The 14,771-nt window shown below is 58.9% G+C and carries 17 protein-coding genes; 3 read left to right on the top strand and 14 right to left on the bottom strand.

The features are described 5' to 3' along the window. The first annotated feature begins 69 nt into the window (after positions 1-69). Positions 70-654, top strand: a complete 585-nt coding sequence (locus tag DXA43_RS07985) for a flavodoxin domain-containing protein (RefSeq protein ID WP_233503118.1) — start codon at positions 70-72, stop codon at positions 652-654. Between the two features lie 75 nt (positions 655-729). Here the strand turns inward: DXA43_RS07985 and nagA are convergent, their stop codons facing one another. From nagA to DXA43_RS07945, 8 genes are all read right to left on the bottom strand, one after another. Further along, positions 730-1,899 (bottom strand): N-acetylglucosamine-6-phosphate deacetylase, encoded by a 1,170-nt coding sequence (gene nagA / locus DXA43_RS07980; RefSeq protein ID WP_117635803.1) that lies wholly within the window; start codon positions 1,897-1,899, stop codon positions 730-732. Between the two features lie 118 nt (positions 1,900-2,017). Then, positions 2,018-3,184, bottom strand: a complete 1,167-nt coding sequence (locus DXA43_RS07975; RefSeq protein WP_117806792.1) for an SIS domain-containing protein — start codon at positions 3,182-3,184, stop codon at positions 2,018-2,020. Between the two features lie 114 nt (positions 3,185-3,298). Continuing rightward, entirely contained in the window at positions 3,299-4,030 is a 732-nt protein-coding gene (locus DXA43_RS07970; protein WP_117806791.1) for a GntR family transcriptional regulator, read from the bottom strand. Positions 4,031-4,215: 185 nt separating this feature from the next. Next, positions 4,216-5,298 carry a PTS system mannose/fructose/sorbose family transporter subunit IID gene (locus tag DXA43_RS07965; RefSeq protein WP_022094609.1) on the bottom strand — a complete coding sequence of 361 codons (1,083 nt, stop codon included), beginning with the start codon at positions 5,296-5,298 and terminating at the stop codon, positions 4,216-4,218. Next, positions 5,288-6,088 carry a PTS sugar transporter subunit IIC gene (locus DXA43_RS07960; protein WP_089572403.1) on the bottom strand — a complete coding sequence of 267 codons (801 nt, stop codon included), beginning with the start codon at positions 6,086-6,088 and terminating at the stop codon, positions 5,288-5,290. Before DXA43_RS07960 ends, DXA43_RS07965 begins: the two co-directional genes overlap by 11 nt. 90 nt (positions 6,089-6,178) lie before the next feature. Next, positions 6,179-6,661 (bottom strand): PTS N-acetylgalactosamine transporter subunit IIB, encoded by a 483-nt coding sequence (gene agaV, locus DXA43_RS07955; RefSeq protein ID WP_089572404.1) that lies wholly within the window; start codon positions 6,659-6,661, stop codon positions 6,179-6,181. A gap of 36 nt (positions 6,662-6,697) precedes the next feature. Then, a complete protein-coding gene (gene yajC / locus DXA43_RS07950; protein ID WP_117806790.1) occupies positions 6,698-6,979 on the bottom strand; it encodes a preprotein translocase subunit YajC in 282 nt (93 codons plus the stop codon). Next, the gene (locus DXA43_RS07945; RefSeq protein ID WP_117564748.1) at positions 6,979-7,422 is read right to left on the bottom strand and encodes a PTS fructose transporter subunit IIA; all 444 of its coding nucleotides are present in this window, start codon (positions 7,420-7,422) and stop codon (positions 6,979-6,981) included. Before DXA43_RS07945 ends, yajC begins: the two co-directional genes overlap by 1 nt. A 707-nt stretch (positions 7,423-8,129) precedes the next feature. On the opposite strand from DXA43_RS07945, the gene DXA43_RS07940 reads away from it, so the two are divergent. Beyond that, positions 8,130-8,768: a DUF2975 domain-containing protein gene (locus tag DXA43_RS07940; RefSeq protein WP_117637056.1), complete on the top strand. Its 639-nt coding sequence runs from the start codon at positions 8,130-8,132 to the stop codon at positions 8,766-8,768. A 9-nt stretch (positions 8,769-8,777) separates the two neighbouring features. Next, on the top strand, positions 8,778-9,017 hold the full coding sequence (locus DXA43_RS07935; RefSeq protein WP_117806789.1) for a helix-turn-helix transcriptional regulator: 240 nt from the start codon (positions 8,778-8,780) through the stop codon (positions 9,015-9,017). 111 nt (positions 9,018-9,128) lie between these two features. Here DXA43_RS07935 and DXA43_RS07930 read toward each other — a convergent pair whose 3' ends face one another. From DXA43_RS07930 to DXA43_RS07905, 6 genes are all read right to left on the bottom strand, one after another. Next, a complete protein-coding gene (locus DXA43_RS07930; RefSeq protein WP_117806788.1) occupies positions 9,129-10,214 on the bottom strand; it encodes a hypothetical protein in 1,086 nt (361 codons plus the stop codon). Positions 10,215-10,340: 126 nt separating this feature from the next. Beyond that, positions 10,341-11,426 carry an isocitrate/isopropylmalate dehydrogenase family protein gene (locus tag DXA43_RS07925; protein WP_117637059.1) on the bottom strand — a complete coding sequence of 362 codons (1,086 nt, stop codon included), beginning with the start codon at positions 11,424-11,426 and terminating at the stop codon, positions 10,341-10,343. A gap of 6 nt (positions 11,427-11,432) precedes the next feature. Further along, positions 11,433-12,131, bottom strand: coding sequence for a hypothetical protein (locus tag DXA43_RS07920; protein ID WP_117637060.1), 699 nt, complete (start codon positions 12,129-12,131; stop codon positions 11,433-11,435). 15 nt (positions 12,132-12,146) lie between these two features. Further along, on the bottom strand, positions 12,147-12,575 hold the full coding sequence (locus DXA43_RS07915) for a hypothetical protein (protein ID WP_055310425.1): 429 nt from the start codon (positions 12,573-12,575) through the stop codon (positions 12,147-12,149). Between the two features lie 5 nt (positions 12,576-12,580). After that, a complete protein-coding gene (locus DXA43_RS07910) occupies positions 12,581-13,678 on the bottom strand; it encodes an NAD(P)-dependent oxidoreductase (RefSeq protein ID WP_117806787.1) in 1,098 nt (365 codons plus the stop codon). Between the two features lie 97 nt (positions 13,679-13,775). Next, on the bottom strand, positions 13,776-14,729 hold the full coding sequence (locus DXA43_RS07905; RefSeq protein ID WP_117806786.1) for a DegV family protein: 954 nt from the start codon (positions 14,727-14,729) through the stop codon (positions 13,776-13,778). Positions 14,730-14,771: the final 42 nt, after the last annotated feature.

Here is a 14,771-nt window from a genome sequence, read left to right as displayed (position 1 = left end):
TCCGGTATCCCAGCCATGCAACGGGGTACCATACAGACATTGATGCAATTACAGCTGAAAGGCCTTCTTATGCGAACCATCATCCTTTATGCCTCACGCCACCACGGCAATACGAAAAAGCTCGTGGACGCCATCGTCGAGGCGCACCCCGAAATCGATACCCTCGACGTCAAGGCGCTCGGCAAAAACGAGTATCCCAACCTGCACGAATATCATCTGATCGGTGTCGCCACGGGCATCTATTACTCCGAGATCGACAAGGACATGGCACGCGTGCTCACGAACGTGCTGCAGCCGCAGGACAAGGTGTTTGGCCTTATGACCTACGGTGGCAAAAACAAGTGGTACGGCAAGGATATCGATGGCATCTGCCGCATGAGGCAGGCCATCTTTATGGGCGTCTACGGCTGCCCCGGCTTTGATACGTGGGGGCCGTTCAAACTCACCGGCGGTGTCCAAAAGGGGCACCCGAACGCTGAGGAAATTAAGGGCGCCGTCGACTTCTTCGACAAGATCGAAGACGAGTATGGCGACATCATCGTCGAAGAGTATGCCAAGCGCGAGAAGCGTCTAGCCTACGAAAAGGAGCATCCTGCAGGAGGCCTGGTGGCCGGCGTTAAGCGCACGGCAAAGAAGATCGCTAACAAGCTGTAACTGTAAAGGTGCTTTTGAGCGTTTAACCCATACGGCGGGTCCGAGCAGATTCGGGCCCGCCGTCTTTTTCTATCGTTACTCGGTAAAGGCGTTACCGACGCTCTGACCGCCAACATACGTCTCGACGAGGGTGAGCTCGTGGTCGAACACGACAAAGTCGGCGTCGCGACCCGGCATGATGCTGCCGCACTTATCCTCGATGTGCGCGGAGCGTGCCGGCACCTCGGTTGCCATGCGAATGGCGATATCGGCGCTGGCGATGCCCCAGTCGACGATGTTCTTGACACCCTGGGCAAGCGTGAGCACCGAGCCGGCAATGCTCTTGCCGTCGGCGAGCCAGCACAGGTTGTCCTTCATGATGACGTCCATGCCGCCACTGGTGTAGCTGCCCTCGGGCATGCCGCCGCAGCCCAGGCAGTCGGTGATGAGTACCGTGTGCTGCCAGCCCTTTGCCTGCAGCAGCGCCTTGATGGCGGCAGGGTTTACGTGCTTGCCGTCACAGATGATCTCAGCGTAGGTCTCGGGCGTGGACATGGCAGCACCCACGACACCGGGCTCACGGTGATGCAGCCCGCGCTGGCCGTTATAGGTATGCGTAAAGCAGCTGGCACCGGCGTTGATGGCGGCGATGCACTCATCGTAGGTGGCGTCGGAGTGACCGATGCTGGTCACGACGCCCTTCGCGTTGAGGGCGGCAGCATAGGTGGCAGCGCCATCGCGCTCAGCGGCCATAGCGCTCTTGACGATACGTCCGCCAGCAGCCTCCTGCCACTGGTCGAAGACCTCCTCGGAGGGATCGATCAGGTAAGCGGGGTTCTGCGCGCCCACGTGCTTCATGGTAAAGAAGGGGCCCTCCAGGTAGATGCCCTGAATGCGAGCACCGCAGAAGTCGGGGCCGCGACCCTCGTCCGCCTGGGCGATAGCGGCGCAGGCGTCCTTGATCTGCTCAACGCCATCGGTGAACGTCGTGGGCAGCCAGCTGGTGGTACCGCGACGGGCGAGCTCGGTCGAGCTGATATCAATGCCCTCGGGATCGTTATCGGTAGTTGAGTGGTTGTAGAAGCCATGGATGTGAGTATCGACCATACCCGGTGCGATCCACGATCCCGTGTAGTCCTTAATCTCGCAAGAGGGCTCGTCGGCCTGCCAGGCGCCAAAGACGCCATCCTCGACCATAAGATAGCCGCCCAGTTGCGGGCCTGCCGGCAAGAAGAACTTGTCAGCCTTAATTGCGTACGTGCTCATATGCACTCCTTGCTTCTAAAGCAGTTGACTGTGGTGATGCTTATACCCGGTCCATGTAAAAACAAAAAGCGCCCGCCCGCCGTTATGAGCGGACGGGCGCCCTTACAGGGGGACGCGATTAAGCGGTGAAGGGGTGAATCGTCACGCCCTTGACCACGCGGTTGACCGTGCCGGTGGGGCTCGGCGTATCGGGCGTGTTGCCCACGCGCACGGAGTTGAGCAGGCTGATAGCCTGGGCAAACATCACGAACGGCAGGGCAAGGTAGCCCTCGGGAAGCGCCTCGTAGCCCTTAAAGGTAAAGGACTCACCCTCATAGACGGTAGCGCCATCCTGCTGAACGGCAACGGTGTGCTGAGCGATCTTGTCGCCACCGATCTCGTTGAGGATGTCGATGTCGTACTGACGGGTGTAGGCGTCGTTGTTGACGAACACGAAGACGAGCGTCTTATCGTCGACGAAGGACTTAGGTCCGTGACGATAGCCCATGGAGGTGTCGTAGGAAGTAGCGACCAGACCGTGAGCGAGCTCGAGGATCTTGAGCTGGCTCTCCTGGGCAAGGCCACCGAAGGAGCCAGAACCCAAGTAGGTCACGCGGTTGAAGTCGCCAGCGAGGTAATCGGCAACCTCGGACTCGCGAGCGATAACCTCCTCGCCCATCTTGGCGATGGTCTCGACCCACTCGGCCTTCTGCTCGTCAGAGGCAGTGTCGAAAATAAGGGTGGAGAGCAGGGTCATGCAGGTGTAGGAACCGGTCATGGCGAAGCCCTTGTCGTTGGCGCGCGGGATGAGCAGCGTCAGCGCATTGGGATCATCGGCGGACTCGACGGCAAGCTTGCCCTCGGGAGCGCAGGTAATGTTGAGGAACTTGACGTTGTGGACGAGCTCCTTGGCGACGGCAACGGCGGCAAGGCTCTCGGGACTGTTGCCAGAGCGGGCAAAGGAAACCACGAGCGTGGGATCCTCGGCGCGCAGGAAGTCGCGCGGAGCGCTCACGATGTCGGTCGTGGCGATGGGCTTAAAGTCGTAGAGATCAGTGTTGCCAGCGTGACGCAGGTACGGGGCGCAGGTATCGCCAACGTAGTCGGACGTACCGGCACCGGTGAAGACAACGGACAGACGGCCCTCGCCCATAGCGCGAGCCTCGGCCAGGAAGGCCTCGATGGCCTCCTTGTTCTCGCGATAGATGTTGAGCGTATCACGCCAAAGCTCGGGCTGCTGAGCAATCTCGGCCGTGGTGATCTGGGCGCCGAGCTCGGTGAGCTCCTCGACACTCTTCTCGAACATTTCTAATACCTCTCTCTAGAAGTAATCCTCTGACGTGCAATTATACACTTCGGTTGGTTATCTGGTAGTAACCAGTTAAATGCAAAGAATCACCATATGGAAACGATGCGGACACTAGTTGCTACGCTGGTGGTAAACCTTGTATTTAAACTGATCGGCACGAGCAACCGAGAGTGTATACTCCACAACCTCGTTTGACTCGTTATACGTAGTCCTGACCAAATCGAGCACAGGCGAGCCCTCGACAATTCCCAAAAGGTGGGCGTCGGTGGGACGGGCTATGCTCGCATAGAACTCCTCTTCGGCCACGCGTATCTTTTGCTGAAAGTCTTGCTCAATCACATCGTAAAGCGGCTTGCGCTCCAGCAGCGGTCGCTTTAGGGACAGAAATTGACGAACCGGTAGATAGCTGCGTTCGACCATCATGGGCATGTTGTCGGCAGAACGAAGGCGCTTAAGCTTAAAAATGCGATCACCGATACGCAATCCCATATGCTCGGCCAGATTCTTATCGGCCTCCATCTCGCAAAACTCGAGAATCGTGGTCTCGGGGTCGCGACCCATCGCGCGCATCTGCTCGGTAAAGCTGTACGACTGCATAAGATTGGTTGCCTTTGCCGAACGGTCGGTCACAAAGGTACCGCGACCGTGCTGCCGAACCACCAGTCCTAAACGCTCCAGTTCCTGCAGAGCCAGGCGTACCGTAGTGCGCGAGAGACCATAGCGCTCCGAAAGTTCGCGCTCGGAAGGAATCATGTCACCGGCGCGATATTCATGGTCAATCTTTTCGGTCAGAATATCGACCAGCTGATCGTACAGCGGTTGCTTGCGCGCTCCGATCGCCATCCTATCCTCCCTTTTGCTCGAATTCGGCTAACTACCTAGGGTGTTAAGCATTATCAGTCCGCAACACCCGAATCATCAAGAAAACAAAAGCCGCGCGCTCTTTCGAGCACGCGGCTTTTAACATACACATGGCTTAAGGGGTCGGGGTGTGAGCCGCGTAGGGACACACCCCTCAAGCTAGAGCCTTACCAGATGCTCGGCCAGAGACCAAGCGGGCCAGCGCCCAGGATGCCCAGGACGAAGAGCAGCAGAATGCCCTTGGTCGGGGTCCAGCTGTGCTTAGCGAACATGTAGTAAAGCAGCAGCGTAAGCATAAGCGGGACGAGCTTCGGGACGATGGTGTTGAGGGTGTCGGCAACGGAGAAGTTGACCGGATCCTCGGTGACGGTGCCGTAGGTAACGGACTCCATGCCGTTGCCCAGATCGGTGACGCCGCACTCGACAGCGTTGCCGTCGGCATCGGAAGCGGTGAGGGCGTTGCCGTCCTCATCGGTCATGGCGATGGTACCGGCCTCAGCGGTCTCGGTATCGATGCCCTCCATACCGGTGAAGTTCTCGGCCTCCTTCTCGGAGACGATCACGGTAGTAGCGGAGAGGCCACGGGTGGTGCCGTTGGGGATCTGGAGGTTGATCTGGGTGCCACCCATGGTGACGACCAGGCAACCGACGACGAAGACGCCCATGATGGAAGCGGCACGCGTGAAGGCCTGCATGTTGGCAGTCAGAGCGTCAATAGCGCTGGTGCCAAGCTTGTAGGACCAGTTCATGAGCCAGAAGCGCAGAGCGAACTGGACGACGTTGAAGATCACCAGGAAGATGATCGGCGCAGCGGCGTTGCCGTTGATGGCCATGTTGGAGGTGATGCCGGCCGTGATAGGCACGAGCGTCAGCCAGAACAGGGCGTCACCGATACCACCGAGCGGGCCCATTGCGGCGACGCGGACGGCGCGGATCGTGGGGATGTCAACCTTGTTCTGCTCGAGCGAAAGCACGATACCCATAACAAAGGTGACGAGGAACGGGTGGGTGTTGAAGAACTCCAGGTTGTGGCTCATGGAAGCCGCGAGGTCGTTCTTGTTGGTATGGATCTTCTCCAGACCGGGGATGATGGAGTAAAGCCAGCCAGCGGCCTGCATGCGCTCGTAGTTGAACGATGCCTGCAGGAAGCAGGAGCGCCAAGCCATCTTGTTGAGGGTCTTCTGGTCGAGCTGCGGAGCAGGAGTGAGATCCTCGTAGTGCTCCGGGATCACATACTCATTAGATGCCATCTTCGAAGTCACCTCCGTCAGAAACAGCTGCACCCTTCAGCTCGGTCTGCTGCTGGAAGTCCCAGAAAGCGATGCCGAAGCCGATGAGAGCGAGGATGAGCAGGGCAGGGGTTGCCAGAGAATCGTTGGCAACGGTGATGAGCGCGAGGCCAAAGCCCATGAGGAAGAAGCCCCACATATCGCGGTTCATCATAACCTTGAGCAGGACGGCGAAGCCGACGAAGCGCATCATGCCGCCTGCAGCGGAAAGACCGGTCTGCAGCCAAGTCGGGATGGCGGAAGCGATGGTCTGACCGATGGTAGCGCCAGCGATGAAGAACAGGGTGACGACGACAGCGAAGATCAGGCCGAGCAGAGCCATGGCGAAGTAGTTCAGACGCTCGATGCCCTTGGTGTCAGCGTTATGAGCCATGTTGTCCGCGGAGGACATGAGGGGCGACATAAGCGTGAAGACCAGGGTAACGCCGAGCTGACCAAGCAGAGCGAACGGAATGGCAAGGCCGACTGCCGCGTTGGGCTCGAGGCCCGTAGCGATAGCGAGAATGGCTGCCATGATGCCGCCGATGACGGCGTTAGGCGGCTGAGCGCCTCCGATCGGCATGTTGCCGATCGTCATGAGCTGATAGGTACCACCCACGAGAAGACCGGTGTTGAGGTCGCCAAGGATAAGACCGATGACGGCGCCGGTGACGATGGGCTGATAGAGAGACTCGAGGAAGTTGAACTGGTCGATTGCCGCGACGAACGTGACGATGAAGACCAGAGCGACCTGGATGATCGAGTATTCCATCTTGCTCCTCCTTTCAAAATGTATGTACGCACTTTGGATATCACGTACAGAACGTCAGGGTTTCACTCCTGACAACGTGGATCACGAGGATTACGAGAAGAGCTTGCTCGTGTCCTCAACAGGCGTGCTCGGAACGCGCCTGATCTCCAACTCCACCCCCAATTCCTGCAGCTCTTTAAACGCAGCGACATCCTCGTCGTTAACTGCGACGGAGGTGGCGACTTGGCGCTTTCCTTCCGACATGTGCATGTTGCCGATGTTTACCTTCTTTATAGGCACACCGCCCTTGACGAGCGTAAGCACGTCTTCCGGTGTTTCGGCCACGATGAAGATCTTCTGGCGCGGGCTCGCCTTGCCAATGACGTCGATGGTCTTCTGCAGGGAGAAGAAACGCGTAGCGACGCCGGCGGGAGCGGCCATCTTCATGAGGTTCTGGCGCATGGTGTTGGTCGACACATCGTCGTTGGCGACGAGGATAAGGTTGGAGCCCAGGGTGGAGTTCCACTGGGTAGCGACCTGACCATGGACCAGTCGGTTATCGATGCGGGTAAGAAGAATGTTGGGTTCTGCCATGTTGATCAGCTTCCTTTCGTTATTTGCTGACGACAGTTACTTGATCTCCTGAATCGCATAACGCGAAACATCTACGACGGCACCGGATCGGACTTTGATCTGGACCTTTTCGCCTTCGATGCCCTTGACGGTTCCGTAGATACCGCCGGCGAAAAGAACCTCCTGACCCGGCTTGAGCTCGGTGTGCAGCTCCTTGAAGTACTTCTGCTTCTTCTTCATGTTGATCTGAGACCAAATGGTGTAAATCACACCCATGATGACGAGAAGACCTAAAAGAGCGACCGAGGAGCTCAGGACGCTGGCTCCGAAATCGGCCATTAGATGCCGTCCTCGTCGCCGAAGATATCCTCTTCCTCGGCACCAGCGACGGAGGCAACCGTCTGGGCGGTGATGCCCGTCTGGCCAACGGTCACGGCCTGCTCGCCAAGCTCGGCGAGCGTAGCGTTGCCGCGGAGGAACAGAAGCTCAATAACCATGGGAAGGTTCGTGCCAGTCAGAATCTCGACGTTGTCGACATCCTGGGCAATCATCATTGCCTGGTTGAACGGGGTACCACCAAGCAGGTCGGTAAAGACGAGCACGCCATCGCACTCCTCGCGCATGGCGGTGATAGCGGCGCGGAGATCCTCACCGTAGGAAGCAGCCTGGTCGCCCTCGAAAGGAACGACGGTAAAAGCGGGCTGATCACCGGCGACCATAGCGATAGCGCTTGCGAGGCCGGGTGCGAACTGTCCATGACCGGTAAGAATAAAGCCAACCATTCAAATTTCCCTTCCGAAGGTGTGTACGATCTGAGTCCGATGTTTTCGGAAGCCAGCGGGCGGACGCCCTTAAAGCTTCTTGGAAAGCGTTCTTTGAAGACCAGTGGTATCTCAACTGGTAGTAACCACGTGACGTGTTGTTGTCACTATATCATCACAGAAGAGGTCGCTTTCGCTGATTCACGCAGTAAAACGTTTTTGCACCGCTCACGGCGATAAATCGACCGTTTACCGCTCGTTAACACTTCTACCTGCGGCTTTGAAACCGTTTCGAAATGATTCGACGAATGATCGGAACCTTTTCTGTGTCTAAACAACGCAGGGTGGCCAAAAATGGCATGTAGAAAAAATGCAGGTCATTGTGAAGATTTGTGAATTGGTCTTTTTGACTTAATACCAGTTAGAACCAGTTTAGAAATTATCGGTGAACGGTAGTTTTCGACCGCTCAGCGGTTATTTCCAATCGTTTGCAGCTCCTTTTCCATATGAATTAGGGAAACCCGATGAAGCACTTGCGCGGTTGCAGGATATTTAGATACTCGTCCATCCCCCACGTGCCAAACTCTCACTCCCTAAATATGCCACAAGCTCTCGCTATTCGTCTCACAAACATTACTTACTCTTACTCTAATCTGTAATTGTTTATCGTTTATCATTAAGTATGATATAAGATACAAGTATCATCCAAGACATTGGTTGGAGGAGCTATGATCCGCTGGAACGTATCCAAATCGAATGAAGCCATCGACCGTGAACAGGCAATAGCCAAACTGAGGAAGCTCACTCGCTACTGCAAATGGGGCACAATCTGCACCATCGTGGCGCTCGCTCTGGGACTCCTCGCAGTCATTGCAATCTACGATCTACTCATATTGCCTAGCCTCTCCCAAGGGTTCTGTCTCCAATCCGTAGAGCTTGAGGCTAGCGAAGGGCCAATTCTCGCTCTCGTCGGCACCAATGAACAGACTCCTCTTATGCTTGTCGCGCACGACGGTCATACTGCCATAGGGAGCGGCATGATGGCATGCCTCGCGCTTGCCATCGCGCTAAGCGCATACAGGTTTTTCTCCGCCATTGAAAAGGCGGGCAGGCCCTTTGACCTCGAATGCATCCGCATACTACGTCAAATAGGACATTTGTTCCTTATCGGCGGCGCCGCCGTGAAACTTTTTGGTGCCATAGTCACAGGGCTGATACTCTCAGGATTTGGCGGCAGCTTTACGGATGCACTTGGCGGGCAGCATCTCGACCTCTCTATGCTCTTTGCAGGCCTAATTATTAGCCTGATTGCTAGCATCTTCCAGTACGGGTGTATCCTGCAAAAACAAGATGACGAGTTGCTCTAGGGGGAATCCATGATTATTCTGCGGCTCGACCGCATGCTTGCCGAACGCAAGACTTCATCCAAAGAGCTTGCGGAACGCGTGGGTATCTCCCAGGTCAATATGTCGCGTATCAAGACGGGCAAGGTTTCTGCCGTGCGCTTTTCAACTCTTGACGCGATATGCCGGGCTCTCGACTGCCAACCGGGCGATGTGCTGGAATATATGCCTGACGATGAAGCCGATAACCTCTTTGGACTTAAAGATGAATAGCCATAATTAAGCCGCCAATCACGCCCTCAACGCAAAAAGCCCGCCAGAACGATGCGTTCTAGCGGGCTCAATCAGATATTTCGACTTCGTGCTCGAAAGCTCGGGCAACCTTTAAGCAAACAGGCCGTAGATGCTGATGTTGGCCTTGGCATAGAGGCCGTTGGCATACTCGGTCCACTTGGAGCTGGCGCTCGAGGCCTGCGAAGAATACTGCTGATAGGCGGTGTAATAGGCGGTCATGGCCTGCTTATAGGTAGCGCTATCGGCGGTAAAGGCATCGTTAGCGAAGGCCTTAGCGTAGGTGCTGTTCTCGTCCTTCCAGGTGCCCTTCGAGCTATCCCACTCGTCACCGGCAAGGTTGATGATGTAATCGGCGTAATCCTTGCTCGCGGTGTCCTCGTTGCCGTCAGAAGGCTCGGTCGGAGCGGTCGGCATGCTCGCGGACGTATCGCCCACCTTCTTCTTGTAGAGCTTCTGCAGCGTCGCGGACTGGCGGACGATCTGCTTGGCCTGGTCCTTGGACACGCCATACTGCTTGGCCATGGTGTCGTAGTCCGAAGTGCCGATAGAATCCTCGGCGTACTTCTTCATCTCCTTAGAGGAGACGGTAATGCCCTCGTCCTCGGCAGCATCGAGCAGAATCTTGTTGCGCACGTAGGACAGGATGACGTCGGCAGAGGGGGCGGTGTAGTTGCCGTTGCTATCCTTGACGGTATCGAGGCTGTACTGGCTCTCGATGGCCTCGCGCGCAGTGATGTCGCTCTTCTTGCCGTTGTAGCTATAGCTTGCCACGGTCGAATCGAGCTGGCCCTCGGTCAGGGTCGACGAACCGACGCCCTTGCCACCAAAGCCGCCATTGCCAATAAAGAAGCCGACCACAGCAGCGATCACGACTGCGACCACAAAGGCGGCAATCATCGTCTTCTTGTGCCTGGATGCGTGGTCATCCGCGTCGGGGTCGTTGTCCTCATCCTGCTCCTCGGGCATCAGATTCTCGTCAGCGGCGTCCGCGGCGATCTGAGCCTCCAGGCGGGCGTCCTCTTCCTCGGCCGTCGTGCCAGCAGCGATGTGCTCGGCAGACGTACCGGCGACCAGATCGATCTTCTCGGTCTCGTCACCGTCGGGGCCTTCGCCGCGCTCGATGATCTGGATGCCGTCGATCTCGTCCTTCTCGTCCTTCTTTTGAATCAGACCCATATCAGTTACTCCTTGTTAGGAAACATAGTCCGCAATAGAATACGCCCGACAGAGCGCCGGGCGTATTGATTCTTAGGTTATACGCAAACACTTAAGTACTATTTAGGCGTTTGCAGCCTGCATGCCTTAAGCTAGGTGCGCGATAACGGCATCGGCAAAGGCCTGCGTACCCACGGCCCCCTCGACGGAGCCAGTCTGGGCACGACGCACGTCACCGGTAACCTGTTCGCCCTCGTCGAGAGTGGCAGAGACGGCGGCGCGAATGCGGTTGGCCGCGTCGTTCTCACCCAGGTGATCGAGCATCATCGCAGCAGAGAGGATCTCGGCCGTGGGGTTGGCAATATCCTGCCCCGCGATATCAGGCGCAGAGCCGTGCGTCGCCTCAAAGATGGCGCAGTCGGCACCGATGTTGGAGCCGGGGGCCATACCCAGGCCGCCCACCAGGCCGGCGCACAGGTCGCTCACGATGTCGCCGTACAGGTTTGGCAGCACCAGGACATCGAAGTCGTTGGGGTTCTGGACCAGGCCCATGCAGGTGGCGTCGACGATCTTGTCGTTGAACTCAATGTCGGGATAGCCCGCGGCCACCTCGCGCGCAACGCGCAGGAACAGGCCGTCGGTCGCCTTCATGATATTGGCCTTGTGCACAGCCGTCACCTTTTTGCGGCCGCAGCGGCGGGCATACTCAAAGGCGTACTCCACAATACGGCGGCTCTTGGCGATAGAGATGGGCTTGATCGAGATGGCGGAATCCGCGGCGAAGGTCTTCTGGCCCGAGCGCTCGACGAGCTGCGAAAGCTCCTCGACCTCGGCAGCACCCTCATCGAATTCGATACCGGCGTAGAGGTCCTCGGTGTTCTCGCGCACGATGACCAGGTCAACGTCGCGGAAGCGCGAGCCGTCGCCCGGCTGCGACAGACAGGGACGCACGCAGGCATACAGGTCAAAGTGCTTGCGCAGGGCGACGTTAACGCTGCGGAAACCCGTGCCGACCGGCGTGGTGATGGGCCCCTTGATGGCGACCTTAGTCTCGGCAACCGCATCGAGCACATGTTGGGGCAGCGGCGTGCCAAACTCGTCCATGACGCCGGCGCCGGCCTCCTGGACGTTCCAATTGATCTGGACACCAGTGGCCTCGACCACGCGGCGCATAGCCTGCGTAATCTCGGGACCGATACCGTCACCGGGAATCAGGACTACATCGTGCGCCATAATCTGTTACTCCTCGTCTTCGGCGTCGTCAGATTTTTTAACGCTAGCACGCTTCTTCTTTTTGGAGAGATCCAGGCCAAAACGTTTAACAAGCATTTCGCAAATCTCGCTCGAACGGGCCTTGAGATAGCTGCCCTTACCGTTCTCGGCATCGAACTTAAGGCGCAGCGCAAGCTTCTCTGCGACCTCGGCGTCGATCTCGCCCTGGCAAAACTCGTACAGGCAACCGAGCATGTCGCGATACTCAAGGTCGCCGTGGTAGCACTGGATGGCCTCGTCCAGGATGGGCCAAGCCTCGCGCGAACGCTCGACACTCGTGGCACCCCACACGCACAGCAGGCGGAAGGCGGCATAGCGCAGCGTGGAGGAGATCTCGTCGAACAGCGCGGTCTCGGCACCCTCAAAGGCGTCCTCCATCTGCTCGGGGCAGGTGGTGGCGAGTGCCGCCAAGGCATCGAGGGCCTCCCAGCGGGTCTGCGCCTCGGGGCGATCGAGCGCCTCGATCAGCGCGGGCACGCAGGGCACGACGCGCTGCGGATCGCGCTCGGCAAGCAGGTGCAGCACGCGGGCGGCAAACTGGCGGATGCGGCGCGTGGGGCAGCCGAGCTCCTGGACCAGGCGGTCGACGGCGTTCTCGTTCTCCTCTGCCAGCTGGAGCTGTGCCAGCTCCTCGTCGGTGAGCTGTTCGTCTTTGTTTTCTGCCATAGTTACCTCTTCTTACTATTTCTTAGCGTGCTTGCCAGCACCCTTGCTGTCATCGGTGACCGAGATGAGCTGTCGGTCGGCCGCACCATTGCGACGCGCACGGCGGCGTTCCTCGGCGTCGCCCGCATCGGCGGCGGCGCGATGGGCCTTGTTGACGTTAAAAACCTCGTCGTGCTTGCGCCACGGGCCGACGGACTCGCCAAAGCTCATCTTAAGACCGGCGATAAAGCCGCCGAGCCAGCCGATCGGCGCAAACTGCACCAGCGGGAACAGCGAGAACACCCAGGTCAGCAGGACGACTGCCGCCGCTCCTGCAAAGTTGGCGATCCAGTAGTCGCGCTTGGTGATGACGCGCTTTTCGCACGCCCACTGGCCGCACAAAAAGCCGATGTAGATCGCAAAGAGAAAGAGCACCAGCGCAAGCACCACGAACGTCCAGCTCATGGGCGCTACTCCTCGTGATGGTGGCCGCAGCAGCACTCGTGGCCGTCGTCATGGCCGTGGCCGTCGTCATGGCCGTGGCCGCCGCAGCACTCGTGGTCCTCGCCGTGGTGATGGCCACAACCGCACTCATGGTCCTCGCCGTGCTCGCCGCAACCGCAGCCGTCCTCGTGGGCACCGTGCTCTTCGGGACGATACTGCGACCAGTCCAGACCGGCGGCGATGGCGTCGGCCTCCTCCTTGTAGAGGACCGTGATGGCCTGGGTGCCCAGCTTGGCACCACCGATGGCGTCGAGCATGTCGTAGAGCGTAAAGGCCACGTCGGCGCCGGGCAGCGCGAGCTCGCGGTCATCGGCGTAGGCGAGCGCCAGACGCAGGTCCTTAATGAAGTGCTCGACCATAAAGCCGGGCTTGTAGTCGCCGTCGAGCGCCTTGGGAGCCAGGCTCTCCATGGCGCCGGACTTACCGGTACCGCCCAGGATCATCTGGCGGGTCTTCTCCAGGTCAAGGCCGCTCAGCTCGGCAAATGCCATGGCGTCTGCCATACCGACCATGCAGGCGCCCAGCGACACCTGGTTGGCGAGCTTGGCAGCCTGGCCCTTGCCGGCGCCGTCGAAGCAGCAGATGTTGGCCGCAAAGGTGGCAAGGATGTCGCGGACTGGGGCGATATCGTTCTCGGTGGCGCCCACGATAGCCGTGAGCGTGCCGGCGATAGCACCAGACTCGCCGCCGGTGACGGGGCAGTCAAACGCCATGCGGCCGGAAACCTGGGCGGCCTCGGCAATGTCGCGCGCCAGCTCGGGCGAGCTTGTGGTGAGGTCGATCAGGACCGCGCCGGGCTTAGTGCACGCGAGCAGGCCGTCGCCCGCCAGGTAGAGCTCCTCGACCTCGGAGGGATAACCCACCATGGTAAAGACGACGTCGGCGTTCGCCACGGCATCTGCCGGCGTATCGGCCCAAACGGCACCGCGCTCGATAAGCGCGGCGGCCTTGGACTTAGTGCGGTTGTTGACCGTGACGGGATAGCCGGCATCCAGGATGTGGCCGGCAATGGGGGCACCCATGATTCCGGTGCCGATGAATGCGACGGAGAGCTTGTTTGCCATGAAACCTTTCCTTTTGGGTTGGGTGTTATTACCAGGTTGAATACTCGGTGCCAGCGTTGGGCTGTGAGTCGAGGGCGATTACGGACGCAGCGCTTGCCTACTGGCCGCGCACGCGGCGGGCGATGCGGTCGGAAAGCGACGCCTTGTCGGCGCGGTTCTTACCCCAAAACGCGCAGGCCACCATGCCGGGGCCCACGTGCGAGCCGATGGTAGGACCGACGGAGCTGCGAATGATCGTGACGTCGGCGCAACCCTCCTCCTTGCGGATGACGGCTTCGAGCCAGTCGCCGTCCTTCTCGGCATCGGCCGTCATAATGGCGATGGGCATGGTGCGATCGGGCACATAGTTCTCGCGGAACGACTTGAGGATGGACTTGAGCGCCTTCTTGCGACCGCGGTTGACGCCGATCAGCGACAGCGAGCCGGCCAGGTCGTAGGACAGCTCGGGTTTGACGTCGAGCTTTGCCGTGAGCTGTGCCGCCGCGGGCGGAATGCGGCCGCCGGCAGCCAGCGCGTCAAAGCTCTCGAGCGTAAAGTAACCGTGGACATAGGTCTTGGCCTCGTTTGCCCAGTCGACCAGCTGCTTGGCGGTCAGTCCCGCCGAACGCTGGCGCACGGCCTCAAGCGCCAAGAGCTCGCCGGTCGCACAGGGCAGAGCGTTGTCGACCACGTACAGCTCAAAGTTGGGATACTCGGCGCGCACGGCGTCCGCCGCCTGGCACGCGGAGTTGTAGCTCGACGACAGCGCCGAGGTAAAGCACAGGTAGACCGTAGGCGTACCCTCTTTGGCGCACTCGGTAAAGAACTCGATATAGCGACCGAGCGACACAGCCGAGGTGGACACGCGGGCACCGGCGCGCATACGGTCGTAGAACTCCTTGGGTGTGATGCTCGACCAGATGTCGTCCGTGCGCTCTTCGCCATCGATAATGAAGGGGAAACCCAGGATATCGACATCGAGGTTCGCGGCGACCTCGGGGCTAAAGTCGCAGCAGGTATCGACGACGATGCGGCAACGGTCCGAATGACCGGCGGATGCGGCCTTGTCCATCAAAGCGACTCCTTACGTAAAAAGGCGGCCACCCGCATGGGA

This window comes from Collinsella sp. OF02-10, from assembly GCF_003463445.1.
Lineage (GTDB): Bacteria > Actinomycetota > Coriobacteriia > Coriobacteriales > Coriobacteriaceae > Collinsella.
This window is presented reverse-complemented; position numbering and strand designations above follow the sequence as displayed.

Bases quoted from the DNA above. Each gene is read 5' to 3' on its own strand.
- DXA43_RS07925 (WP_117637059.1), bottom strand. From the start codon at position 11,426: ATGGCGCACGATGTAGTCCTGATTCCCGGTGACGGTATCGGTCCCGAG.
- DXA43_RS07945 (WP_117564748.1), bottom strand. From the start codon at position 7,422: ATGGTTGGCTTTATTCTTACCGGTCATGGACAGTTCGCACCCGGCCTC.
- yajC (WP_117806790.1), bottom strand. From the start codon at position 6,979: ATGGCCGATTTCGGAGCCAGCGTCCTGAGCTCCTCGGTCGCTCTTTTA.
- DXA43_RS07970 (WP_117806791.1), bottom strand. From the start codon at position 4,030: ATGGCGATCGGAGCGCGCAAGCAACCGCTGTACGATCAGCTGGTCGAT.
- DXA43_RS07920 (WP_117637060.1), bottom strand. From the start codon at position 12,131: ATGGCAGAAAACAAAGACGAACAGCTCACCGACGAGGAGCTGGCACAG.
- DXA43_RS07930 (WP_117806788.1), bottom strand. From the start codon at position 10,214: ATGGGTCTGATTCAAAAGAAGGACGAGAAGGACGAGATCGACGGCATC.
- DXA43_RS07935 (WP_117806789.1), top strand. From the start codon at position 8,778: ATGATTATTCTGCGGCTCGACCGCATGCTTGCCGAACGCAAGACTTCA.
- DXA43_RS07910 (WP_117806787.1), bottom strand. From the start codon at position 13,678: ATGGCAAACAAGCTCTCCGTCGCATTCATCGGCACCGGAATCATGGGT.
- DXA43_RS07940 (WP_117637056.1), top strand. From the start codon at position 8,130: ATGATCCGCTGGAACGTATCCAAATCGAATGAAGCCATCGACCGTGAA.
- DXA43_RS07965 (WP_022094609.1), bottom strand. From the start codon at position 5,298: ATGGCATCTAATGAGTATGTGATCCCGGAGCACTACGAGGATCTCACT.
- DXA43_RS07960 (WP_089572403.1), bottom strand. From the start codon at position 6,088: ATGGAATACTCGATCATCCAGGTCGCTCTGGTCTTCATCGTCACGTTC.
- nagA (WP_117635803.1), bottom strand. From the start codon at position 1,899: ATGAGCACGTACGCAATTAAGGCTGACAAGTTCTTCTTGCCGGCAGGC.
- DXA43_RS07985 (WP_233503118.1), top strand. From the start codon at position 70: ATGCGAACCATCATCCTTTATGCCTCACGCCACCACGGCAATACGAAA.
- DXA43_RS07905 (WP_117806786.1), bottom strand. From the start codon at position 14,729: ATGGACAAGGCCGCATCCGCCGGTCATTCGGACCGTTGCCGCATCGTC.
- DXA43_RS07915 (WP_055310425.1), bottom strand. From the start codon at position 12,575: ATGAGCTGGACGTTCGTGGTGCTTGCGCTGGTGCTCTTTCTCTTTGCG.
- agaV (WP_089572404.1), bottom strand. From the start codon at position 6,661: ATGGCAGAACCCAACATTCTTCTTACCCGCATCGATAACCGACTGGTC.
- DXA43_RS07975 (WP_117806792.1), bottom strand. From the start codon at position 3,184: ATGTTCGAGAAGAGTGTCGAGGAGCTCACCGAGCTCGGCGCCCAGATC.